General features: G+C 61.3%; 18 protein-coding genes. 10 read left to right on the top strand and 8 right to left on the bottom strand.

Features of this window, described 5'->3' with window-relative positions:
- The first annotated feature begins 3 nt into the window (after nucleotides 1-3).
- Both ACO07N_RS16505 and ACO07N_RS16510 read left to right on the top strand, forming a co-directional pair.
- Nucleotides 4-1128: an ABC transporter permease subunit gene (locus tag ACO07N_RS16505; protein ID WP_421982062.1), complete on the top strand. Its 1125-nt coding sequence runs from the start codon at nucleotides 4-6 to the stop codon at nucleotides 1126-1128.
- 10 nt (nucleotides 1129-1138) lie between these two features.
- On the top strand, nucleotides 1139-2764 hold the full coding sequence (locus tag ACO07N_RS16510) for an ABC transporter ATP-binding protein (RefSeq protein ID WP_421982063.1): 1626 nt from the start codon (nucleotides 1139-1141) through the stop codon (nucleotides 2762-2764).
- 141 nt (nucleotides 2765-2905) lie between these two features.
- Here the strand turns inward: ACO07N_RS16510 and ACO07N_RS16515 are convergent, their stop codons facing one another.
- Complete coding sequence (locus ACO07N_RS16515; RefSeq protein ID WP_421982064.1) at nucleotides 2906-3661, bottom strand: GntR family transcriptional regulator; 756 nt, start codon at nucleotides 3659-3661, stop codon at nucleotides 2906-2908.
- 350 nt (nucleotides 3662-4011) lie between these two features.
- Nucleotides 4012-5079 (bottom strand): dipeptidase, encoded by a 1068-nt coding sequence (locus ACO07N_RS16520; RefSeq protein WP_421982065.1) that lies wholly within the window; start codon nucleotides 5077-5079, stop codon nucleotides 4012-4014.
- A 274-nt stretch (nucleotides 5080-5353) separates the two neighbouring features.
- Here ACO07N_RS16520 and ACO07N_RS16525 point away from each other — a divergent pair, with 274 nt between their 5' ends.
- On the top strand, nucleotides 5354-6034 hold the full coding sequence (locus tag ACO07N_RS16525) for a L,D-transpeptidase (RefSeq protein ID WP_421984441.1): 681 nt from the start codon (nucleotides 5354-5356) through the stop codon (nucleotides 6032-6034).
- A 9-nt stretch (nucleotides 6035-6043) separates the two neighbouring features.
- Here ACO07N_RS16525 and trhA read toward each other — a convergent pair whose 3' ends face one another.
- The 3 genes from trhA to ACO07N_RS16540 form a co-directional block, all read right to left on the bottom strand.
- Entirely contained in the window at nucleotides 6044-6688 is a 645-nt protein-coding gene (gene trhA / locus ACO07N_RS16530; RefSeq protein ID WP_421982066.1) for a PAQR family membrane homeostasis protein TrhA, read from the bottom strand.
- Nucleotides 6689-6703: 15 nt separating this feature from the next.
- Nucleotides 6704-8056: an MFS transporter gene (locus tag ACO07N_RS16535; protein WP_421982067.1), complete on the bottom strand. Its 1353-nt coding sequence runs from the start codon at nucleotides 8054-8056 to the stop codon at nucleotides 6704-6706.
- 105 nt (nucleotides 8057-8161) lie between these two features.
- A complete protein-coding gene (locus ACO07N_RS16540) occupies nucleotides 8162-9115 on the bottom strand; it encodes a LysR family transcriptional regulator (RefSeq protein ID WP_421982068.1) in 954 nt (317 codons plus the stop codon).
- A 78-nt stretch (nucleotides 9116-9193) separates the two neighbouring features.
- Between ACO07N_RS16540 and ACO07N_RS16545 the strand changes: the two genes are divergently transcribed.
- Together ACO07N_RS16545 and ACO07N_RS16550 are read left to right on the top strand one after the other, a co-directional pair.
- Entirely contained in the window at nucleotides 9194-10120 is a 927-nt protein-coding gene (locus tag ACO07N_RS16545) for a DMT family transporter (RefSeq protein WP_421982069.1), read from the top strand.
- A gap of 198 nt (nucleotides 10121-10318) precedes the next feature.
- Entirely contained in the window at nucleotides 10319-10903 is a 585-nt protein-coding gene (locus ACO07N_RS16550; RefSeq protein WP_421982070.1) for a nitroreductase family protein, read from the top strand.
- 104 nt (nucleotides 10904-11007) lie between these two features.
- Here the strand turns inward: ACO07N_RS16550 and ACO07N_RS16555 are convergent, their stop codons facing one another.
- Together ACO07N_RS16555 and ACO07N_RS16560 are read right to left on the bottom strand one after the other, a co-directional pair.
- Nucleotides 11008-14157, bottom strand: a complete 3150-nt coding sequence (locus ACO07N_RS16555) for an efflux RND transporter permease subunit (RefSeq protein WP_421982071.1) — start codon at nucleotides 14155-14157, stop codon at nucleotides 11008-11010.
- A 15-nt stretch (nucleotides 14158-14172) separates the two neighbouring features.
- The gene (locus ACO07N_RS16560; RefSeq protein ID WP_421982072.1) at nucleotides 14173-15276 is read right to left on the bottom strand and encodes an efflux RND transporter periplasmic adaptor subunit; all 1104 of its coding nucleotides are present in this window, start codon (nucleotides 15274-15276) and stop codon (nucleotides 14173-14175) included.
- A 255-nt stretch (nucleotides 15277-15531) separates the two neighbouring features.
- Here ACO07N_RS16560 and ACO07N_RS16565 point away from each other — a divergent pair, with 255 nt between their 5' ends.
- The 3 genes from ACO07N_RS16565 to ACO07N_RS16575 all read left to right on the top strand — a co-directional run bounded on the left by ACO07N_RS16565 (nucleotide 15532) and on the right by ACO07N_RS16575 (nucleotide 18322).
- Nucleotides 15532-16068 (top strand): DUF2867 domain-containing protein, encoded by a 537-nt coding sequence (locus ACO07N_RS16565; RefSeq protein WP_421982073.1) that lies wholly within the window; start codon nucleotides 15532-15534, stop codon nucleotides 16066-16068.
- A 173-nt stretch (nucleotides 16069-16241) separates the two neighbouring features.
- On the top strand, nucleotides 16242-17717 hold the full coding sequence (locus tag ACO07N_RS16570; RefSeq protein ID WP_421984442.1) for a helicase HerA domain-containing protein: 1476 nt from the start codon (nucleotides 16242-16244) through the stop codon (nucleotides 17715-17717).
- Between the two features lie 134 nt (nucleotides 17718-17851).
- Nucleotides 17852-18322 carry a DM13 domain-containing protein gene (locus tag ACO07N_RS16575; RefSeq protein WP_421982074.1) on the top strand — a complete coding sequence of 157 codons (471 nt, stop codon included), beginning with the start codon at nucleotides 17852-17854 and terminating at the stop codon, nucleotides 18320-18322.
- Nucleotides 18323-18349: 27 nt separating this feature from the next.
- Here ACO07N_RS16575 and ACO07N_RS16580 read toward each other — a convergent pair whose 3' ends face one another.
- The gene (locus tag ACO07N_RS16580) at nucleotides 18350-18667 is read right to left on the bottom strand and encodes a hypothetical protein (protein WP_421982075.1); all 318 of its coding nucleotides are present in this window, start codon (nucleotides 18665-18667) and stop codon (nucleotides 18350-18352) included.
- A 223-nt stretch (nucleotides 18668-18890) separates the two neighbouring features.
- On the opposite strand from ACO07N_RS16580, the gene hmgA reads away from it, so the two are divergent.
- Nucleotides 18891-20264 (top strand): homogentisate 1,2-dioxygenase, encoded by a 1374-nt coding sequence (hmgA, locus tag ACO07N_RS16585; RefSeq protein WP_421982076.1) that lies wholly within the window; start codon nucleotides 18891-18893, stop codon nucleotides 20262-20264.
- A 129-nt stretch (nucleotides 20265-20393) separates the two neighbouring features.
- Nucleotides 20394-21401 (top strand): fumarylacetoacetate hydrolase family protein, encoded by a 1008-nt coding sequence (locus ACO07N_RS16590; RefSeq protein ID WP_421982077.1) that lies wholly within the window; start codon nucleotides 20394-20396, stop codon nucleotides 21399-21401.
- Nucleotides 21402-21477 lie beyond the last annotated feature (76 nt).

The following is a 21477-nucleotide window of genomic DNA, read 5'->3' on the forward strand; positions in this document are numbered from 1 at the left end:
GCCATGACGATTACGGCAGATAACAACACGGTTCCCGAAAAGGGCCGCTCCCTGTGGGACGACGCCCGTGACCGCCTGCTGGCGAACCGGGCCGCCGTCGTGAGCATGGTCGTGCTCGCGGCGATTGCGCTGTTGTCGGTCCTTGGTCCGGTCTTGTCGCCGCACCAGTTCGACACGGTCTACCGGGACTACGTCAAGGTTCCCGCAAGCCTTGAGGCCTATCCGCGGCCGGAACAGGTCGAGCCTGCTTTCATGTCGGTGGCCAAGCGGGCCCGCATGACCGTGGAGAGCTACGAGCGGGAGGGAGATACGGTCGTTGCCAGCGTGACCTCCAAACGCGAGATTGACCCGCGTGCCACGCGCTATTTCGACCGGAGCAACCTTTTCAAGGACACGCAGCTGACCGACCTTGCCGGCGACGGCCTTTCGGCGACGATACGTGCCGACATCAACTACATGCACTTTTATTTCGGCACGGATGCCAACGGCCGCGACATGATGACGAGAACCTTCATCGCCGGGCGCGTGTCCCTGACGATCGGGTTGCTGGCCACTGTGGTCGCCATTTCGATCGGTGTCATCTACGGCGCCACATCGGGATACATGGGCGGCCGCGTCGACCAGATGATGATGCGCGTTGTCGACATCCTCTATTCGCTGCCCTTCATCTTCTTCGTCATCATGCTGGTGGTCTTTTTCGGCCGGAACTTCATCTTGATGTTCATTGCCGTCGGTGCGGTCGAGTGGCTTGACATGGCCCGCATCGTGCGCGGACAGACGCTGACGATCAAACGCCAGGAATACGTTCAGGCCGCCGAAGCCATGGGGGTCGACGACGGCGGTATCCTGCGCCGGCACGTCATCCCGAACACCCTGGGCCCGGTGGTGGTCTACATGACGCTGCTCGTGCCGAAGGTCATTCTGCTGGAGAGTTTTCTGTCGTTCCTGGGCCTCGGTATCCAGGAGCCGATGACGAGTTGGGGTGTCTTGATTTCCGAGGGCGCGCGCAATCTTCAGGGCGCAGCCTGGATGCTCATCTTCCCGTCCATCTTCCTGACATCGACCTTGTTTGCGCTGAATTTCATCGGCGACGGCCTGCGCGATGCGCTGGATCCGAAAGACAGGTGAGGAGAGCGGCATGAGCAACGAAACACAGAAAACCGTCCTCGCCATCCGGGATCTGAAAGTCGATTTCGAAACCGCGACCGGGACGGTGAACGCGGTGCGCGGCGTCAATATTCACGTCGAGGCCGGCGAGACGGTCGCGATTGTCGGGGAAAGCGGCTCGGGAAAGAGCCAGACCATGATGGCGGCCATGGGGCTTCTCGCCTCCAATGGCCGCACGCAGGGCGAGGTGATCTACGAAGGGCGCAACATTCTCGGTCTGTCTGTCGCGCAATTGAACAAGGTCCGCGGCGAGAAGATCACCATGATCTTCCAGGAACCGATGACATCGCTCGACCCGCTCTACACCATCGGCCGTCAATTGTCCGAGCCCATGGTCGTTCACGGCGGGCTGTCCTGGAAGGCGGCAAGGGCGAAGGCGCTGGAACTCCTGAAGCTGGTGAACATTCCGGAGCCGGAGCGCAAGATCAAGGCGTATCCCTACGAGATGTCGGGCGGCCAGCGCCAGCGTGTCATGATCGCCATGGCGCTCGCCAATGACCCGGATGTGCTGATTGCCGACGAACCGACCACGGCGCTTGATGTCACCACGCAGGCGCAGATCCTCGATCTGCTTCGCGATCTGCAGAAGCGTCTCGGGATGGCGGTCATCTTCATCACGCATGATCTGGGCATCGTCCGCCGGATCTCGGACCGTGTCTATGTGATGAAGACCGGCGACGTCGTCGAAAGCGGCGACACGCAGAAAATCTTCACGCAGCCCGAGCATCCCTACACGAAGATGCTGCTGGATGCGGAACCGACCGGACACAAGCCGCCAGTGCCGGACAGCACCCCGGTTCTGCTGGAGGCGCAGAAGGTCGAGGTGGAGTTTGAACTGGATTCCGGCTTCCTTCAGCCCAAACACGTGCTGCGGGCGGTCGACAACATCAGTTTTTCCCTGCGCAAGGGACAGACGCTCGGGATCGTCGGCGAAAGCGGTTCCGGCAAGTCGACGCTCGGTCGCGCGATCCTGAACCTGTTGCCGGCCGGCGGGCGAGTTGTCTTTCACGGCAAGCAGATTTCCGGGCTGGACCGGAGCGCCATGCGCGCCCTGCGCAAGGATATGCAGCTGATTTTCCAGGACCCCTTCGGCTCGCTCAGTCCCCGGATGACCGTCGGCCAGATCATCTCCGAAGGTTTGCTCGTACATGAACCGTCACTCAGCGCCCAGGACCGGGACAGGCGCGCCTGCCAGGCGCTGGAAGAAGTCTCTCTCGATCCGGTGATGCGGAACCGTTACCCGCACGAATTCTCGGGCGGTCAGCGTCAACGCATCGCGATCGCGCGCACGATGGTTCTGAAACCGGAATTCGTGGTGCTGGACGAACCGACGTCGGCCCTTGACCGCACCATCCAGAAACAGGTTGTCGAGCTTCTGCGTGACCTGCAGACGGCACATGGACTGACCTACCTGTTCATTTCCCACGACCTTGCCGTTGTCAGGGCCCTGTCGGACACGGTCATGGTGATGCAGCGTGGCAAGGTTGTTGAGGCCGGTCCGGCGGACGCGATCTTCGAAGACCCGAAACAGAACTACACGAAGGAACTGGTCGGAGCCGCAATGCTGACCCAGAAGCACATGAGGGAGACGGCCTAGTGCGGTGAATTTGAAGTTCGCATCATGGCTCCAGCAGTCTCCGAAGCGAATTTCAAATTCGTAAACCGCACTAGAAAAATGCTCTAGGGTCGGGACCCATGTTCCATGGATCAGGCCGTAGCCCGGGGCACGAAAAATGCCTTATAGGGATGCCGGGTTGAGATCGGGTTCGTGCTGCGCCTGCAGCTTGGCCGTGTCCTGCCCGTAGAACTGCGGTGCCAGCAGGGTGACGCTTGAAAAGACGTGCGATTTGAGCGCGCTGACTGCCGCATCACTGTCCTGGGCCTCAAGCGCGTCCAGGATACAGTTGTGCTTGACGATGTTCGGATGGGTCCAGGCATCGTCCGGTCTCGGCGTCGCCAGCGTGATCTTCTGGAGCATGACCAGGGTTCTGACCAGCAACGGTTCGAGCGCGGACATCCCGGCAAATCTGAAAATCTGCAAATGGAATTCCCGGTCGATCTCCGCGCAGGTGTAGATATCCCTTTGGCTGCGCGCTTCCATGAACTGCCGGTCAAGATCCCGTAGCTCCGCGACCTGCTCCGGTGCGATCACCTTGGCCGCTTCGGTAATGCCTGCCACCTCGGTATTGATCCTGAGCCGCAGGAGCAGGATCGCTTCGGCGACGGACGGATCGGTCACGAATGTTCCCTGGTATCCCTTTCGCACGACCAGGCCGCATTCCTGCAGAAGCATCAGGGCTTCCCGGATGGTGCTCTGCGAACAGGCATATTCCTGCGCCAGGGACTGCTCCGTCATCGCGCTGTCCGACTTGAGCTCACCGGTCAGAATGCGTCCCTTCAGGTCCTGAAAGACGGATTCCGATTTTCGGCCGCGCTTCTCGCCGAATGCGTCTTTCTCGTGCGAAGCATTGTTCGCAGCACTTCGAATGGTCACGTCGTTGCCCCCACACCGGCGTCGATTTGTTTTGTTGCATTGCCTCGAGGCCAAACACGGGATTGTTTTCAAGTGTCTCCCGCTCAGCCGAGTGTCTGCCACCTTTGCGCGCAGGGTCAATGGGCCTCGGTGGTCAAATTTGCCGATAAGCGAGGCAAGCGCCGTCAATTCCGGTCAATGTGGACCTGCTTGTCCGTTTGCGGCGCGTCTGTCCAGGCTTTTCCGCCGATCTCAACTGACAATTTCGCGAGCGGTAAAAGTACTGATGAAAAATGCGCAGACGGCGACTTGGCTCCGGTCTACTTGACCGAATCGACGGTCCCGTCCGGCCTTTCGCAGATCGTCACTGCTCAGGCCGCCGATTTTTCAAGCATGGAGATCCAGTTGCGGTAGGCGATCTTTTCCAGTGTCGCATCGTCAAAACCCCGTTCGCGCAGCACGTCGAAGAGGGCCGGCAGACCGGTCACGTCGCTCAGACCTTCAGGCGGCAGACAACCGTCGAAATCGGAGCCGAGCCCCACGTGATCCGCGCCAAGATGGTCGACAAGACGGGCGACATGATCGGCAACAGTCTCAAGCGGGGTGTCCTTCTGGTGTTTTCCGTCCGGACGCAGGAAGGCGACGTGGAAATTAACGCCGACCAGTCCCTCGCTTTCCCTGATGGCATCCAGTTGCTTGCCCGTCAGGTTTCGGCTGCTTTCACAAATGGCATGAACGTTTGAATGGCTGGCGACGATCGGCCTGTCCGTGATCCCGGCCAGGTCCCAGAAGCCTTTTTCGTTGAGATGGGATACGTCGAGCAGGATCCCGAGCCTGTTGCATTCCTGAACGAGCGCGCGCCCGGCGGATGTCAGCCCCGGGCCTGTGTCGGGAGAGGCCGGAAAGGCCATCGGTACGCCCGAACCAAAGGCATTTTCCCGGCTCCACACCAGACCGAGCGACCGAAGTCCGCGATTGTAGAGGTCTTCAAGAGCCTGAAAGCCGGTGTCGATCGCCTCGGCGCCTTCGATATGGAGGCTGATGGCCAATTTGTCCGCCTCGACGGTAGCCAGGTTCTCTTCCGCGGACCTGCAGATCACGACCCCACCCTGGGACGCGGCTTCGATCTGTTCGGCGCGCTCCAGCATCCGCATCGTGAAGTCGAGTGCCTGTTTCTGGGGAACTTCCTGAAAATTGACGGGATCGTTGGGGTTGAAGGGCTTGGAAAAGTCCTGGTCCGGGTTCGAGGGGACGAACATGGCGAACAGGCCTCCGGAAAACCCGGCCTCCTTGGCGCGCACGGCGTCGATATGCCCTCTTTCCGAGCGGTCGAAGAAACTGCGCTCGGTCCCCTTGATCGCGTCTATCTCCAGTTTGAGCAGCGTATCGTTGTGGCCGTCGAAAACCGGAAACCGGCGCGGTGAAGTCTCGTTTTGCACGAAGTGTCCTTGAAGTTGCTGGCAGGCCGAAAGGCGGAAGGGAAATGGAATCTTCTGCTATCAATCTAGTCAATCAGACGCGGATTGTAAGGCTCCCGGGTCAGGACCCGTTCATTTGAATGAACCGGCGGGTATGAATGAGTATTGAATCTGGAGCGAATGTGACTTGAAACTCGTTCAAAGCTGGCCCAAGAAGGGGTCCGGTTTGTTGATAGGTTACGCGGCGCGCGCGCCGTTGGTGCACGAGGATACGGAATTGGTGGAAAGACCTGGGTTGTCACGCCGCTCGATCCTGACGGGAAGCCTGCTCCTGGCTGGCGGGGCGCTTGCCGGTTGTCAAACGGCTGTCGGTCTGCCCGATCAGGCGGAGTTGCCTGACGAGGACTTCGACTACGCATCTGCCTATGCGGCGCTGCCGGACGGCGATTTCACCTGGCCGGCGATCAACTACAAGAATTTCGACGAGAGCTACCTGCGGCAGGTCGTGGAGTATAAGACCCGTGAAATGCCGGGAACGATCATCGTCGACCCTTACAACAACTACCTCTACTGGACGCTCGGCAACAAGAAGGCGTTGCGCTACGGGATCGGTGTCGGCCGCGCAGGCTTCGACTGGTCCGGCGAGGCCCTTGTGCGCGTCAAGCGCGAGCATCCGATCTGGCGCCCTCCACGCGAGATGATCGCGCGCAAGCCGTCACTCGAACGCTACTGGGAAAAGGGCTATCCGCCGGGGCTCAAGAACCCGCTTGGAGCCCGCGCGATGGATCTCTGGCAGGGACCGGTCGATACGCTCTACCGTATCCATGGCACCAACCAGCCGTCGTCGATCGGCAAGAGCGTTTCCTCGGGATGTATCCGCATGTGGCAGCAGGACGTGATCGACCTGTTCAATCGTGTGCCGCTGAGGACCAAGGTCGTGGTCCTGAGTGAGGACCCGAACGCGGACGCGGCCTAGGCCCTATTCTCAGGTCAGCGCGACATCGTGCAGAACGGCGCCGAAGTGGCAGACCGCTGCGGCGAGCACGAAGGCATGCCAGATCGCGTTCTGGAACGGCAGCCGTTTCCAGGCATAGAAGACGGTGCCGATCGTGTAGAGCAGACCGCCGGCCAGGATCATGCAAAGCCCGAACATGGACGCACGTTCAATCAGGGGATTGGCCGCGAAGACAACCACCCAGCCGAGACCGAGATAGATCGGCACGGAGAGTTTCTCCGCCTTTGAAAGGCGCACCAGTTTCAGGATCGCGCCCGTGATGGCGCCGGTCCACACCGTCGCCAGCAGGATGCCGCCCGTCCAGCCGCCGATGATCACCGCGGCGAGCGGCGTATAGGTGCCGGCGATCATGAGGAAGATCGCGGCATGGTCCAGCCGCCGCAGGATGCCGGATTTGTGGTCCTTGGCGAGCATGTTGTAGAGCGCGGAGCAGATCAGCATCGCCATCAGGCAGGCGGCATAGATCATCACCGTGACCTGGCGGGTGGGGTCATCGTTGTGCCAGAGCGTGACCGCAAGGATGACGGTCGCGGTCAGGCCGAGGCAAATGCCGATCACATGGATTGCACCGTCCGCGATCAGCTCTGCGAGGCTCTGCGGTCTGAACTCCGTCATCCGGGCGGTCTCCGGTCACTTTGCGTCATCGTGTTCCAGCGCGATCGAGCTGTAGGCGCAGGAGAGGGCGAGCAGAACGCCCATGGTCACGAAGATCGACGTGAAATCCGCACCCATGGCAAGGAGGACACTGCCGAGGGTCACGCCGAGCGTTCCGCCGACGAGGCGCGCCGTGATGATCAATCCGCTGACTTCGCCCTGCTTGTCCCGCGGCACGGCGTTGGCGGTGATGCGCCCGGTCGGGATCATCGCAACGGGCAGGAAAATGCCCCAAAGGAGCAGTGCCGGTGCCAGCAGCCAGTAATTCTCCAGAAGCATCATGAGGCCGATGAGGATCGTTGAAACGGACAGCAGGGCCATGGCGACAAGCACCGGTTTGCGGGAGCCGTACTTGTCGGAGAACTTGCCCGCAGGCGCGGCGAGGATCGGCATGGGCAGCACCGCGATCACCGTTCCGATGCCTGCCCAGAGCGCGCTGTAGGACATTTCGAGCTGCAGAAAATGCGGCACGTAGATCGCAACCACGATCTTGCTCATCTGGGTCAGGAGAATAATCAGCGTGCTGGCGTGAAACGGCGGCAGCTTGAACAGCCGCACGTCGATCAGCGGCTTGTCGTCCTTTGCTTCAAAATAGATGAACATGCCGAGGAACGCGATGCCGCCGAGAATGGTCGGGATGATGACGGGCGAGACCCAGCCGAAATCCGGGCCTTCCATCAATCCGAAGATGAGCGCGGTCAGGCCGACGAGCAGCAGAACCAGCCCGATGGGATCGACAACCGGGCGCGGCCGCGGGTGCTCCGGATTGCGCCACAGGATGCAGGCGAGGGCGCTTCCGGCCGCAACGATCGGGATGTTGATCCAGAAGACCCATCGCCACGACAGGAAGTCCGTCAGAATGCCGCCGACCAGTGGTCCGGCAGCAAGGAAAATGGTCGCCATTGCCGCAAGCGTGCCGATGGCCCGGCCGCGTTCGTTCTCGTCGAAGGTCAGGGTCGCGGCGGCAAGCGTCATCGGGAACATCACGGCGGCGCACAGACCCTGGACGACGCGCATGGAAATCAGCATGGCGATGCTGTCGGCGAAACCGGCAACAAGACTGGCAACGGCAAAGATGACGCTGCAGACAATGAGCGTCGGCCGGAACCCGAAGAGATCGATCGCCTTGCCGCCGACGGCCGCGAAGCAGGTGAATGCCAGCATGTAGGCATTGATGATCCAGTGGGTCGTGGTCGCCGAAAGATGAAAATGCTCGCGAATGGCGGGGAGCGACACACCGAGAACCGTCTCGTCCAGCATCACCAGGCCGCCGAGGCAGCCGACTGCCAGGACCAGTCCGCGCTTTCGCTCTTTTTCGGCAAGAGCCATGAAAAAATGGTCTCCGTGTCGTTCGCAACCGTCTTTTGTCAAAATACTTTCCTGCAGCTTAGGTCAGCATAGTGACAGGCGCAAAGCAGTTTCTTGGCATCGGCCTCAGCCGGCTGGCGCGCCTCCTCCGAAACCGAGCGTCGACAGGGCCCGGTCGGACCGCCTGCTCCAGGACACCAGCGCGTCGGAGAGCCGGGCCGCCGGGCCGTCATCGGGGTCGGAGCTGCGCCTGACGCACCACCAGTCGAGCGAGATGCCTTCCTCCGCTATCGGGCGCGCGACCAGCGTACCATCGGCCAGTTCCGGCTCGATCGCCCACTGGCTGAAGATGGCGACGCCGAAATTCGCCCGGACAAGGTCGATGACGGCCTCCGGTGTCGGCATTGCGGTCATCCGACGGAACGGTTCGACCGGGGCGCCGAGGAGCGCGGTCCAGTCGAAGCCGGGTTCCGCCGTCAGCGGATAGACGAAGAAACGCTCATCGCCCATGTTGATGCTGTTGACCACGGGCTCGCCGGCCAGCGGATGATTGGCCGACATGACGGCGACGATCGGATCTGGCCCCAGCTTCGAAGACGTGAACTGGCCCTGCGCCGGCGCACGTCCGAAGACGAGCGAGACATCGACCGACCCGTCGATGAGGGAGGCGAGCGGCCGCGCCGTCGCGTTTCCCGACAGATCCACCGTGAGGCGCCGGTCTTCCCGTTCAAGATAGTCGAGAAAGGCCGGCAGCCAGTGGTAGCGGCTGTAGGTTGCCTGGCCCAGCCGGACCAGCAGGCGCTTTTCCTGCGCGGAAGCTTCGATGTCCTGTTCCAGCCGGAAGAGTTCGGCCAGAAAGCTGTCCCCCAGCCGCCTGAGGCGTTCGCCTTCCGGTGTCAGCTGCAGCCCGGCATCTCCCCGTTGAACCAGGGGTACCCCGATCCGGCGTTCCGCTTCACGCAGCCTGTGGGACGCGGCGGACTGGGTGATGCCGAGACGCGACGCGGAAACGGTCATGCTGCCGGTCTCGCTGAGAGCGGCAAGCAGGGTGAGGTGATGAATGGCGAGTTTCGGTATCATTTGTCCATGAAATCATTTCATGAAGAGAATGAAAACTAAGAATTTTATTTATGCGCAAAGGCGCGCTATCGAAGAAACATGTCAGTCTTCACCGTGCCCCGTTTCGAACTCACGCCCGCCGCCGCCACGCTTGTCATCGTCGTGACGGCGGTCGGCTTCGGTCTCGTGCCCGTTTTTGTGCGCGAGCTGCAGGGTCTGGGCACCGGTCCGGCGACCATCGCGCTCTACAGATACGCCATTTCGGTGCTGGTCCTGCTGCCGTTCCTGCCGCGCGAACGGCACAAGCGCGGCAAGGCGCTGCTGCTTGCGGGTGCTGGGGCGGTCGTCGGACTCAGCGTCATCGGCTACCTGGAAGCGATCAGCCAGGCTCCGCTCGCCGCCGTCGGTGTCGTCTACATGTCCTATCCGGCCTTTGCGGCCCTGTTCGCACTGGTCCTTCTGCGGCAGGCTCTCACATGGAGAACCTTCGCGGCAATCGGCCTTGTGCTTGGCGCAGCAGCTCTTCTCCTGGATCCGGCCACACTTTCGCCCGAGGCGCTTGCGGCGCTCATCTGGGCGATCCCCGCGCCAATCGCCTTCGGTTTCCTGATCGTCGTCCTTAGCGGCATGGGCGGGGACCTCAATCCGATAGAACGCGCCGTCTGCACCCTGATCGGAGCCATTGCCGGCCTGCTGCCGCTTGCCCTCGTCGAAGGCGGTGGCTCGGTCCTGCCGTCCTCCTTCAACGAACTCTGGCTGATCGTTTTGATGGGCCTCGTTACCGCTCTGATCCCGCAGATCATGTACACGATCGCCTGTCAGAAGATCGGGCCGATCAGAACCGCCGCTGCGGGCAGTTTCGAGTTGCCGACCATGTTCCTGATCGGCTGGCTGATTTTCGGCGAGGCCTTCGGGCTGGTGGAACTTGTCTGCGCGGTACTTGTGCTCTCCGCCATCCTCGTTGCACCCGCGCCCAAACCGGCAGCGGCCCCGGCAGGTGACCGGCAAGCCATTCAGGCGGGTTGAGTTATCTTTATAAAAAGTATCTTGATATAAAGATAAAAAGTGACTATCTCCTGCGCGACCGGGCAGGGTAAGCCTTTCGGGAAAGTTCGAAACAAACCGTCGTCCTCTTGTTCAAGGTGAAGCCGGGAGCAGGACAGGACGGTTTGCGCTTTACCCGAAACGCCTTGATAGCCCGGGAGCTTTTTGGAGAGAGAATTGATGACCGCCCGCAATCCCGACCACCCCGTTCACGACCTCATTGTCAACCGCTGGTCGCCCCGGTCCTTCGACCGGTCCGAGATGCCGGACGCGGATCTGAAAACGATCCTGGAAGCCGCGCGCTGGGCCCCGTCCGCCTTCAACATCCAGCCCTGGCGCTTTGTTTACGCCCGGCGCGGCGGGGAAGGCTGGGACACGCTGCTCAACCTCCTGAACCCGTTCAATCTCGACTGGGCGCAGCATGCCTCCGCGCTGCTGTTCCTGTTCTCCGACACGGAAGTCGACGGCAAGGACGGCAAACCCAGCCGGAAGAGCGGCACCCATTCCTTCGATGCCGGTGCCGCCTGGGCCAATTCGGCCCTGCAGGCAACCGAAATGGGTTATCACACCCACGCCATGGCCGGGATCAAACGCGACGAAATTCACGATCAGCTCGGCGTCCCGCCCCGCTTCAAGGCCGAAATCGCCATCGCCATCGGCAAGCGCAGCAGGGTCGAGGATCTGCCGGAAACCTTACGCGCCCGCGAGGTCCCGAGTGCCCGCAAACCGCTCGACGAGATTGCGTTTGAGGGGACGTGGAGCTAAGGGAACGAAGTTGCAGGGCACGAATGGCAAAGGGCGAGACCGGTAAACCGGTTTTCGCCCTGCTTGGTTTTGTAACTATCTTGCTACTCGAAACAGCAGCCCCCTCAAGCCCCCGAACCGGCCTTCACGTCCTCACTCTTTTCCACCGGCTTGCGGCTAAACTTCTCCCGAATCCGCTGAACCACGACATAGAGAACCGGGATCATCAGGAGGCCGATGGTGCTGTCGAGGATCATGCCGGCGAAGACCGGCAGGCCGATGGAGACGCGGCTGGCGGAGCCCGCGCCCGAGGCGAACACAAGCGGCAGCACACCGACGATGAAGCAGAGGCCGGTCATGGTCACCGGGCGGAACCGGGTATGGGCGGCGCTGATCGCGGCATCGACGATGCTCATGCCCTCGTCACGGCAGTTGCGCGAGAACTCGACCAGCATGATCGCCTTCTTGGCGGCGAGACCGATGAGGAGAACCATGCCGATCTGGGCATAGATGTTGTTGTTGAGAACGTCGATCAGGTAGAGCGGGATCATCGCCCCGCAGACCGCGAAGACGGCAGACAGCATCACCGCAATTGGCAGCAGCCAGCTTTCATACTGGGCCACCAGGCAGAGATAGGCGAACAGGAAGGCCAGCAGGAAAATGTAGATGACGTAGGAGCCTGCCTCGATTTCCTGAAGCGACATGCCGGTCCACTCGATGGAATATCCGTCCGGCAGAACGTCAGCTGCCACCTTCTCGAATGCCTTGATGCCGTCGCCGGTGCTGTGGCCGGTGCTGGTCAGGCCCTGAACGGCGGCCGAGCGGGCCATGTCGTAGCGCGTCACGCTCTGCGGCCCGACGACCGGCGTCAGGCTGACCAGCGTGCTGAGCGGGATCATGTCGCCGGAGGACCCGCGCACATAGATGTTGCCGACATCGTCCAGCGTCTGCCGGTATTCGGAATCGGACGCAAGGATCACCCAGAAGATCTTGCTGTCCAGGATGAAGTTGTTGACGTAGTAGGAGCCGAGATTGGCCTGCAGCGCGGTAAAGATATCGCTGATATTGACCCCAAGCGCTTCCGCCTTGTCCCGGTCGAGATCGACCTCGTATTGCGGCGTGTTGGCCGAGAGCGAGCTGAACACCTGCCGGAAGACCGGATCTCGGTTGGCGGCGGACAGAACCGAGTTCGTCACCGCGCCGAGGTCAACGACACTTGCCCCCGCATCGTCCTGGATCTGCGCGGCGATGCCGCCGGAAATGCCGAGGCCGTCAATCGGCGGCAGCGGGAAGACGAAGGAGATCGCACCTTCGAAGGCCGACAGCTTTTCGTTCAGCGTTCCGAGGATGTTGTACCAGAGCGTCGCCTTGGTCTTGCGCTCGTCCCACGGGGCGAGGATCGGGATCAGGGTGACATAATTGGACCCTTCACCGGCGATGATGCTGAAGCCGGTGACCGAGATGACGTCCGTCACGCCGTCGACTTCGAGCATGACTTTCGTCATTTCCTTGGCAAGGGCGTCGGAGCGCTGCAGGGACGCCCCGTCCGGAAGCTGGACATTGGCAAAGAGCACGCCCTTGTCTTCAAGCGGAACGAAGCCGGTGGCCGTTTCGCGGAACATGAAAACCGTTGCGGCAATCGCGCCAACCAGAATGAGCAGCGACAACATAGCATGCCGGATCATGCGCCGGACCAGCCAGACATAGCCGTCGCGCACCTTGTCGACGAAAGTGCCGAAGAAGCCGAGCAACCGCGGCGGTTTGCTGTCCGAGCGGCGCAGCAGCATGGAACACAGGACGGGGGACAGCGTCAGCGCGTTGACGGCCGACAGACAGAACGCGACGGTGATGGTCAGCGCGAATTGCAAGTAGATCTGCCCGGTGATGCCGGGAAAGAAACAGACCGGCACGAACACCGCCAGAAGCACGAAGGTGGTCGCGACGATCGGGCTGGTGACCTGGCTCATGGCCTTGAGGGTCGCTTCGCGCGGCGCAAGACCCTCTTCGCTCATGATGCGTTCGGTGTTCTCGATGATGACGATGGCATCGTCGACCACCAGCGTGATCGCCAGGACGATGCCGAACAGCGTGATGAGGTTGGCCGAAAACCCGATCAGGTAGAGGATCGCGAGCGTTCCCAGCAGCGAGACGGGAATGGCAACGGCCGGGATGATCACCGCGCGCCAGTTCATCAGGAACATGAACACGACGAACACCACGAGCGCCGTGGTCATCGCCAGGGTCGTCAGGATTTCCTCGATCGAGGCCTTCACCGCCTTGGTGATGTCGTAGAGAAGTTCGTAGTCGACGCCTTCCGGGAAGCCCGCCTTCATCTTCTCCAGTTCGGCGGCAACGGCACTCGCCACGTCCAGCGCGTTGGCCCCCGGGCTCTGGTAGATCGCGATGGAGGTGGCCGGCTTGTTGTTGAGCGCCGAATAGGCGGAATAGGAACTGGAGCCGAGTTCCACGCGGGCCACATCGCGCAACCGCACCAGCTGTCCCGAGGCGTCGCCCGAAACGACGATGTCGCCGAACTGCTCCGTCGTCTCAAGAAGGCCCTGGGACTTCAGCGTGAACTGCAGGTCGGTCGGACCTGCGAACGGCGCGCCGCCGATCTGGCCCGCGGTCGCCTCCGTGTTCTGGGCCTGGATCGCGTTGGAAAGGTCGGCGGCCGTCAGATTGAGGGCGGACATCTGGTCCGGGTTCATCCACACCCGCATGCTGTAATCCAGCGGGCCGAACTGGGAGACGCTGCCGACGCCGGGCAGGCGCGACAGTCGGTCCTGCATGTTGATCGTCGCGTAGTTGCTCAGGAAGATGGCGTCGCGGCTCTCGTCCGGGGAGACGAGGTTGATCACCTGAAGCATGTTGGCGGACTGCTTCTGCGTGGCAACGCCGAGGGTCTTGACCGCCGTCGGCAATGTCGGCTCCGCCAGTGCGACCCGGTTCTGCACGTTCACCGCGGCGATATCCGGGTCCGTGCCGACCTCGAACGTGATCGTGAGCTGGTAGGTACCGGCGTTGGAGCTTGTCGAGGACATGTAGATCATGTCGTCGACTCCGTTGACCTGTTCCTCGATCGGGATTGCCACCGATTTCTCGATCAGTTCGGAATCGGCTCCCGGATACTGCGCGTTCACCACCACCTGCGGCGGCGTGACATCGGGATATTCCGCAATCGGGATCAGGATGATGGCGATCACACCGATCAGCGAGGCGATCAGGGAAAGAACCAGCGCGAAATTCGGACGGTCGATGAAGAATCTGGACAGCATGATCGATCGTCTCTTTTAGCTTTTGGCTTCGACGGGATCGACGGTCATGTCCGGACCGATCCGCTGCAGACCCTGGACGACAACCTGTTCACCGTCCTTGAGGCCGGACGTGACTTCCCAGAGCCTACCGGACTGGCGGCCCAGAACCACGTCGCGCCGCTCCACCTTGTTGTCCGCGCCGATGACGTAGACATAGTGGCCCTTGGAATCGAGCTGGATCGCCGGTTGCGGGATCGCGGCCACCGCCGTCTGGTCTTCGCTGTCGACCGTGACATTGACGAACTGTCCGGGGATCAGAATGTTGTTCGGATTGTCGAACGTGGCGCGCAGCTCGATGGAATCGCTGCCTTCCTCGACCGACGTCCCCACATAGGTGATCTTTCCGTCGCTGGGATATTTTGTGCCGTCGGTCAGGGTCAGGCTGACCTGAAGGGTGGAGGAGTCGTTGCCGATGAGACCGGCTTCGCGGTCCTTGATGAGATCCTTTTCACCCATGTAGAAGCTGACATAGATCGGATCAACGCTGGTGACGGTCGCGAGCGTACCGGTGTTGGAATCCACCAGATTGCCGACATTCACGTTGGTCTTGCTGATGCGTCCGTCGATCGGGCTGTTGATGTCGGTGTAGCTGAGATTGATGTCCGCGGTCTCAAGATTTGCCTGGGCCTCGTCGACATTGGCCTGATCGACATCCATGGTCGCCTTGGCACTGTCATAGGTGGCCTGGGAGACATCGCCCTTGGCAAGCAGCTGGCGTTGGCGTTCCAGCTCGATCTCGGAATTCTTCAGCGTCGCCTGCGCGCCTTCGAGCGTTGCCTTGGACTGGTCGACGCTTGCCTGGTAGAGGTCCTTCTCGATGACGTAGAGCAGGTCTCCCTGCTTGACGAAACCGCCTTCGGTGAACTTGCGCTCGGTCAGGTAACCTTCCACCCGTGCGACGATATCGACTGTCTTGGTCGCCTCGACCCGTCCGACATAACGCGAACTGTTGTTTGGCGTGATCATCTGAACATTCGCGACCGTGACTTTCTGCGCGGCGGAACCGCTCTCCTGCGCAGCGGCCGGAAGCGCGCCTGCAAGCGCAACAGCCATCCCCAACATCACCTTCGCAGCTTTCATGACGCCTCCTGCCGAGTTCTTGTCTTCTGTCGTTTGACGGCATCATAACCGGAAAGCGCGATGGGGCGATTGAAATAACTTTAATTTTTCGTGGGGCTGAGGCCTGATCCACAATTTTAGGCTGTGCCGGGTTGAGGCTGCTTGTCTCCGCATTCGCAGCCGGTTCCGAAGGCGCGCCGGGTGTGTCAATCGGCGCGGCGAAACAGGGCGCCGGATCTGCTAGACCACACCGATGAAACAAGTGGGGTATTCGTCATGAGCATGTCCGACAAGTTGCCGGCGGAAAGCAGCCTGAACACCTATTATTCGTCGCGCGATTTCATGGATGTCTTTTCCGTATCGCTCAAGGGGCGTGAGGATCTCGTCAACGCCGACATACGTGTTCTGGCCGATCACATGCTGATGGCCGATATCGGCTGGATGAACGCGCTGCTGTCGCTGCGGGACACGCTGGTGAAGCCGCTCGGGCTGAAGACCACGACGACACTTGCGCTCGAACAGTCCGGCAAACCGGTCGCGGAGCGGGAACCTGGAGACCGGATCGGCTTCTTCAGGATCTACCAGGTCAGCGACAACGAGATCATTCTCGGCGAGGACGACTGGCACCAGGACTTCAGGCTGTCGATCTTCCGCAGCGCGTGGCCGACGCCGCGCGTTTATGCCTCGACCTGCTGCAAGCGTCACAATCTCTTCGGTCACGCCTACCTTGCGCTGATCCTGCCGTTTCACAAGAAAATCGCATCGTCGGTGCTGGACAACGCGGTTCGCCAGGAATTGTCCGAGGCAGCCTGAAAACCACCGCTCGCGATCCTGCCGGTTTTTCTTGCCGGGCCGAGGAAGTACGGGAAAACGGCGGATTTCGCGCCTGCGGTCTTTGCAATGATTTCGGAATCGTGCTGACTCGCGGACAGTAGCTGAGCAGGAGCGGAGTGATTGCAGCGCTTCAACGCGCTGATCATGTGTGCATGACGGTCGAGATCGATATCGGGGAAATGACGAGCGGCGCGCGCGCCGGGCTCGATCTGGAAGAGTTGCTGGCAACGCGCCTTCTCGTTCAGGGCAATTCCGGGTCGGGAAAGTCGCATCTGCTCCGCCGTCTGCTCGAACAGTCCGCAAGCTGGGTTCAGCAAGCCATCATCGATCCGGAAGGCGATTTCGTGTCGCTGGCCGAGAAGTTCGGTCATGTCGTCGTCGACGCGGTCGGCACCGAAAAGGATCTGCAGATGATCGCGGGCAGGGTGCGCCAGCACCGCGTTTCCGTCGTCCTCAACCTGGAAGGCCTCGATGCGGATCGCCAGATGAAGGCGGCAGCGACCTTTCTGGACGGCCTGTTCGACGCCGAACGGGACCTCTGGTACCCGATGGTCGTCGTCGTGGACGAGGCGCAGCTGTTCGCCCCGGCAGCCGCCGGAGAGGTGACGGAAGAAGCGCGCCGGCGCTCGCTCGGTGCCATGACCAATCTCATGTGCCGTGGGCGGAAGCGCGGGCTGGCCGGCATCATCGCCACGCAGCGCCTTGCCAAGCTTGCCAAGAACGTCGCCGCCGAAGCGTCCAACTTCCTGATGGGCAGAACCTTTCTCGATATCGACATGGCGCGCGCGGCCGATCTGCTCGGCATGGAACGGCGGCAGGCGGAGAGTTTCCGCAATCTCGACAGGGGCAATTTCATCGCGCTCGGCCCGGCCCTGTCGCGGCGGCCCGTGCCCATCAGGATCGGTCCGGTCGAGACCATGGGGCGCGGCGGCAGCCCGAAGCTGATGCCGTTGCCGGAGCAGCCGAAGGAAGAAGCCAAGGATCTGATCTTCACTCCCGCCGCGGGCGAGGCACCGCCGTCACGGCCCCGCTTCCAGGAACCTGTGGTTTCCACCGGCGAGGTTCTGGACCGGATTTCCAGCGCCGAACAGGCGAATGACGATGCCGAACCGCAGGCGGACAGCCTGCTGGATTTCGGTGAGCGGGAAGAAAAGATCGCCGAGATCATCGCCGGTATCCTGGAAGACGAGGACGCGGCCTTCCAGCCGATCGCAACGCTCTACCAGGACTTTCAGGTCCGCTGCCGGATTGCCAAGCTCGCAGGCGGACCGCCGGATCTGCAGGCTTTCCGGGAAAAGCTCTCGGTTGCCCGTGCCGGCATCGAAAAGGGCGAGATGGACGACGGAGCCTGGTCACAGGCGGAACTGATCGCGGGCGAACTGCCCGACGACATGCGCGGCGTCTACCTGCTTCTTGCCAAGGCCGCACTGGCCAAGGCGCCGTGCCCGGGCAACATCGAGATCGCCACCGCCTACGGAACGCGGTCCCCGGGACGGGCGCGCTGGCTCCTGAGCCACATGGAAGAACGCGGTTTTCTCGTCTGCGCGACGGATCTGCGCGGCAACCGGATCGTGACGCTGACCGATCTCGGCTGGCAGACGGCCCCCGGCGACGAGGCAGCGGCTTAGGGTCCGTAACCTGGACCGACCTCTTGCGAAGTTTGCAATAAACCGGAAGCCACGAAAATGTCATTCAGCCTTGTGTTGAACCGGCCGCCGTGTTTCCCAGCTAAGTCACGTGCAATTGATCAAGAGGACCCAGGATGATCCGGCTGATTCTGCTTCTGTGCTCCCATGGCGCCATGCTGGCCGCAGGCTTCGCTCTCGGGGTGTATTTCCTACCGATCCTGACGGAACCGCAAGGCCCTGACGAAGCTGTTCTGGCGGAGGCGGCCCAGGGCGCGCAGTACGAGGTGAGCCTGACAAGGGACCTTGCAGGCAGCGACTTCCTGCATTGGGGCGAGGGCACAGTCAGCATTTCTCCCCAGCGGATCGTGCATAAGGGAGAACTGTCTCCCGGTCCCGACTACAAGCTCTATCTCGTCAAGGAGTTCGTTGAGGACGAAGCGGGTTTCCTTGAACTCAAGGATACGGCAGTGCAACTCGGCGACATCAAGACTTTCGATGGCTTCATTGTCGATGTTCCGGCGGATGTGAGTATCGACGACTATACGACCGTCCTCGTCTGGTGCGAAGCATTCGGCGAATTCATCACCGCCGCAAAATACCGCTGAGACCCCTCCCGCCAAGAACAACAAGGATCAGATCGCCGGCCTCATGCGGCGCCTGGTATCTGCAGACGGGTCCACTTCGACAGGTTTGAGCGCAAGCAGGTATTCCAGCTGCGAAAGCTCCAGGGTGATGCCGTCGATGGTCCGGGCCAGAACGTTTTCCATGTAGCTGCCCGCCGGTGCGCGGTCTCGGATCTCAACCGCCCGGTCCTTCGCCTTGCGCAGGTAGGCGATCATCTGCGTGACCTCCGACCGGGTGACATCGGTTGTCGGCGGCAATTCCCGGCTGGCTGCCTCGGATCGCAGGATAGCGGAATACTGACCTTGCAAGGGGCTGACAAACTGCATTGCTCACCTCAAATGTTCTTGATTTGTTCTATTTAACTCAAATGCGAATTTTGATCAAGTCGGCGCGCTGCAGATTCCGCGACAATACGGTTGGCGGATGCGGCAGTGAGCGGGAAATCTCAGCAAAATCAGAGGCCTGCAAATTCCTCCTCGATGGTTCTTGAACTTGCATATCAAATTGGTTACATATGTAACTAATTTAGCCCCGGACCGGGAGGACATCATGGATCAGAGAACGGACAGCACGCGGGATTTGACTGGAAACGGGCACAATTCCGGAGCCTTCGACTACATGCCGGGCTTCGGCAACGACTTTGAAACCGAAGCGCTGCCGGGGTCCCTGCCGCAGGGCATGAACAGCCCGCAAAAATGCGCCTACGGGCTCTACGGCGAGCAGCTTTCCGGCACCGCGTTCACCGCCCCGAGCCACCAGAACGAAAGAACCTGGTGCTACCGCATCCGCCCGTCGGTGAAGCACACCAGCCGGTTTGAAAAGATCGAGCTGCCCTATTGGAAAAGCGCGCCGAACATCAACGAGGACGTGATCTCGCTTGGCCAGTATCGCTGGGACCCGGTTCCGCATGCCGAGGAGGAGCTGTCCTGGCTGACGGGCATGCGCACCATGACCACGGCGGGCGACGTCAACACCCAGGTCGGCATGGCGAGCCACATCTATCTCGTCACGAAATCGATGGAAGACGAGTACTTCTTCTCCGCGGACAGCGAGCTTCTGGTCGTGCCGCAGGAGGGCGTCCTCCGCTTCTGCACGGAACTCGGCGTGATCGAGCTGGAGCCGAAGGAAATAGCCATTATTCCGCGTGGCCTTGTCTACAGGGTCGAGGTCGTGAAAGGCCCGGCGCGCGGTTTCGTCTGCGAGAACTACGGCCAGAAATTCGAGCTGCCGGGCAGGGGACCGATCGGGGCCAACTGCATGGCGAACCGCCGCGATTTCAAGACGCCGGTCGCCTGCTTCGAGGATCGTGAGGTTGCCTCTGTCCTGACCGTGAAGTGGTGCGGCCAGTTTCACCAGACGAAGATCGGGCATTCTCCGCTCGATGTCGTTGCCTGGCACGGCAACTACGCGCCCTGCAAGTATGATCTCAGGAACTATTGCCCGATCGGCGCGATCCTGTTCGATCATCCGGACCCGTCGATCTTCACCGTTCTGACGGCGCCGTCCGGAGTGCCGGGTACCGCCAATATCGATTTCGTCCTGTTCCGGGAACGCTGGATGGTGATGGAAGATACGTTCCGCCCGCCCTGGTACCACAAGAACATCATGTCGGAGCTGATGGGCAACATCTACGGGCAGTACGATGCCAAGCCGCAGGGGTTCGTTCCGGGTGGCATGAGCCTGCACAACATGATGATCCCGCACGGGCCGGACAAGAATGCCTTTGAAGGCGCGTCCAACGCGGATCTGAAGGCCGAAAAGCTCGACAACACCATGTCGTTCATGTTCGAAACACGGTTCCCGCAACACCTGACGGAATTTGCCGCAAGCGAAGCGCCGCTTCAGGACGATTACATTGACTGCTGGGACAGCCTGGAGAAAAAATTCGACGGGACCCCGGAAGGAACCTGGAACAAGGGCTGAGAGACCGGTCCGGCCCTTTGGCCGGGGCGAGGGCCTTGAAACCCGAAAGCGGCGTTGTGCCGCCGGGGCGCTGGAAGGCGAAAATTCTGTTGGCCGGAGGGGGCCGACACGCAAAAGGAGCAGAAATTCATGAAACTGGCGACGCTCAAGGATGGCAGCCGGGACGGCAAGCTGGTGGTGGTCAACGAGAGGCTGACCTATTGCACGGACGCAAGCCACATCGCACCGACACTGCAGGCTGCACTGGATGACTGGGATGCTGTTGCACCCAAGCTGGCGCTGCTCGCCGAAAGCCTGTCGCATGATGCCGTACCGACCATCCGGTTTCACGAGCATGACGCGCTGTCGCCCCTGCCGCGTGCCTACCAGTGGGCGGACGGCTCCGCCTATGTCAATCACGTCGAACTTGTCCGTAAGGCCAGGGGCGCGCAGATGCCGGACAGTTTCTGGACGGATCCGCTGATGTATCAGGGCGGGTCCGACACGTTCCTGGCGCCGCGTGATCCGATCCGTATGCGCGACGAGGCCTGGGGCATCGACATGGAGGGCGAGATTGCCGTAGTCACCGGTGACGTTCCCATGGGCGTCAGCCCCGAGGAGGCCAGGAAGGCGATCCAGCTGGTGATGATCGTCAACGACGTGTCGCTGCGCGGACTGATCCCGGCCGAACTCGGCAAGGGCTTCGGCTTCTTCCAGTCGAAACCGTCTTCCGCGTTTTCGCCCGTCGCCGTCACACCTGACGAACTCGGCGATGCCTGGCAGGACGGCAAGCTGCATCTGCCGCTCAACGTCGATCTGAACGGTGCGCCGTTCGGCCGGGCTCAGGCCGGTGTCGACATGACCTTCGATTTCGGCCAGTTGATTGCCCATGCCGCCAAGTCGCGCAATCTCGGTGCCGGCACGATCATCGGCTCCGGGACCGTTTCCAACAAGCTCGACGGAGGTCCCGGCAAGCCGGTATCCGAGGGCGGGGTCGGTTACTCATGCATTGCCGAGATCCGAATGATCGAAACCATCAATGACGGTCAGGCAAAGACGCCCTTCATGAAGTTCGGTGACACGGTCCGCATCGAGATGCTGGACGCGGACGGGCATTCGATCTTCGGAGCGATCGAACAGACAGTGGAAAAAGGCTGACGCAGGAACCCTGCGACTGGATTTCATTTGAGACACCGGCGCTACGCCGGTGCCGCACACAAACGGAAATTGGCCC

The sequence above is a fragment of the Roseibium sp. genome (genome assembly GCF_965229775.1).
GTDB lineage: Bacteria > Pseudomonadota > Alphaproteobacteria > Rhizobiales > Stappiaceae > Roseibium.

Bases quoted from the DNA above. Each gene is read 5' to 3' on its own strand.
- ACO07N_RS16505 (WP_421982062.1), top strand. From the start codon at position 4: ATGACGATTACGGCAGATAACAACACGGTTCCCGAAAAGGGCCGCTCC.
- ACO07N_RS16510 (WP_421982063.1), top strand. From the start codon at position 1,139: ATGAGCAACGAAACACAGAAAACCGTCCTCGCCATCCGGGATCTGAAA.
- trhA (WP_421982066.1), bottom strand. From the start codon at position 6,688: ATGACGGAGTTCAGACCGCAGAGCCTCGCAGAGCTGATCGCGGACGGT.
- ACO07N_RS16535 (WP_421982067.1), bottom strand. From the start codon at position 8,056: ATGGCTCTTGCCGAAAAAGAGCGAAAGCGCGGACTGGTCCTGGCAGTC.
- ACO07N_RS16540 (WP_421982068.1), bottom strand. From the start codon at position 9,115: ATGATACCGAAACTCGCCATTCATCACCTCACCCTGCTTGCCGCTCTC.
- ACO07N_RS16545 (WP_421982069.1), top strand. From the start codon at position 9,194: ATGTCAGTCTTCACCGTGCCCCGTTTCGAACTCACGCCCGCCGCCGCC.
- ACO07N_RS16550 (WP_421982070.1), top strand. From the start codon at position 10,319: ATGACCGCCCGCAATCCCGACCACCCCGTTCACGACCTCATTGTCAAC.
- ACO07N_RS16555 (WP_421982071.1), bottom strand. From the start codon at position 14,157: ATGCTGTCCAGATTCTTCATCGACCGTCCGAATTTCGCGCTGGTTCTT.
- ACO07N_RS16560 (WP_421982072.1), bottom strand. From the start codon at position 15,276: ATGAAAGCTGCGAAGGTGATGTTGGGGATGGCTGTTGCGCTTGCAGGC.
- ACO07N_RS16565 (WP_421982073.1), top strand. From the start codon at position 15,532: ATGAGCATGTCCGACAAGTTGCCGGCGGAAAGCAGCCTGAACACCTAT.
- ACO07N_RS16570 (WP_421984442.1), top strand. From the start codon at position 16,242: ATGACGGTCGAGATCGATATCGGGGAAATGACGAGCGGCGCGCGCGCC.
- ACO07N_RS16575 (WP_421982074.1), top strand. From the start codon at position 17,852: ATGATCCGGCTGATTCTGCTTCTGTGCTCCCATGGCGCCATGCTGGCC.
- ACO07N_RS16580 (WP_421982075.1), bottom strand. From the start codon at position 18,667: ATGCAGTTTGTCAGCCCCTTGCAAGGTCAGTATTCCGCTATCCTGCGA.
- hmgA (WP_421982076.1), top strand. From the start codon at position 18,891: ATGGATCAGAGAACGGACAGCACGCGGGATTTGACTGGAAACGGGCAC.
- ACO07N_RS16590 (WP_421982077.1), top strand. From the start codon at position 20,394: ATGAAACTGGCGACGCTCAAGGATGGCAGCCGGGACGGCAAGCTGGTG.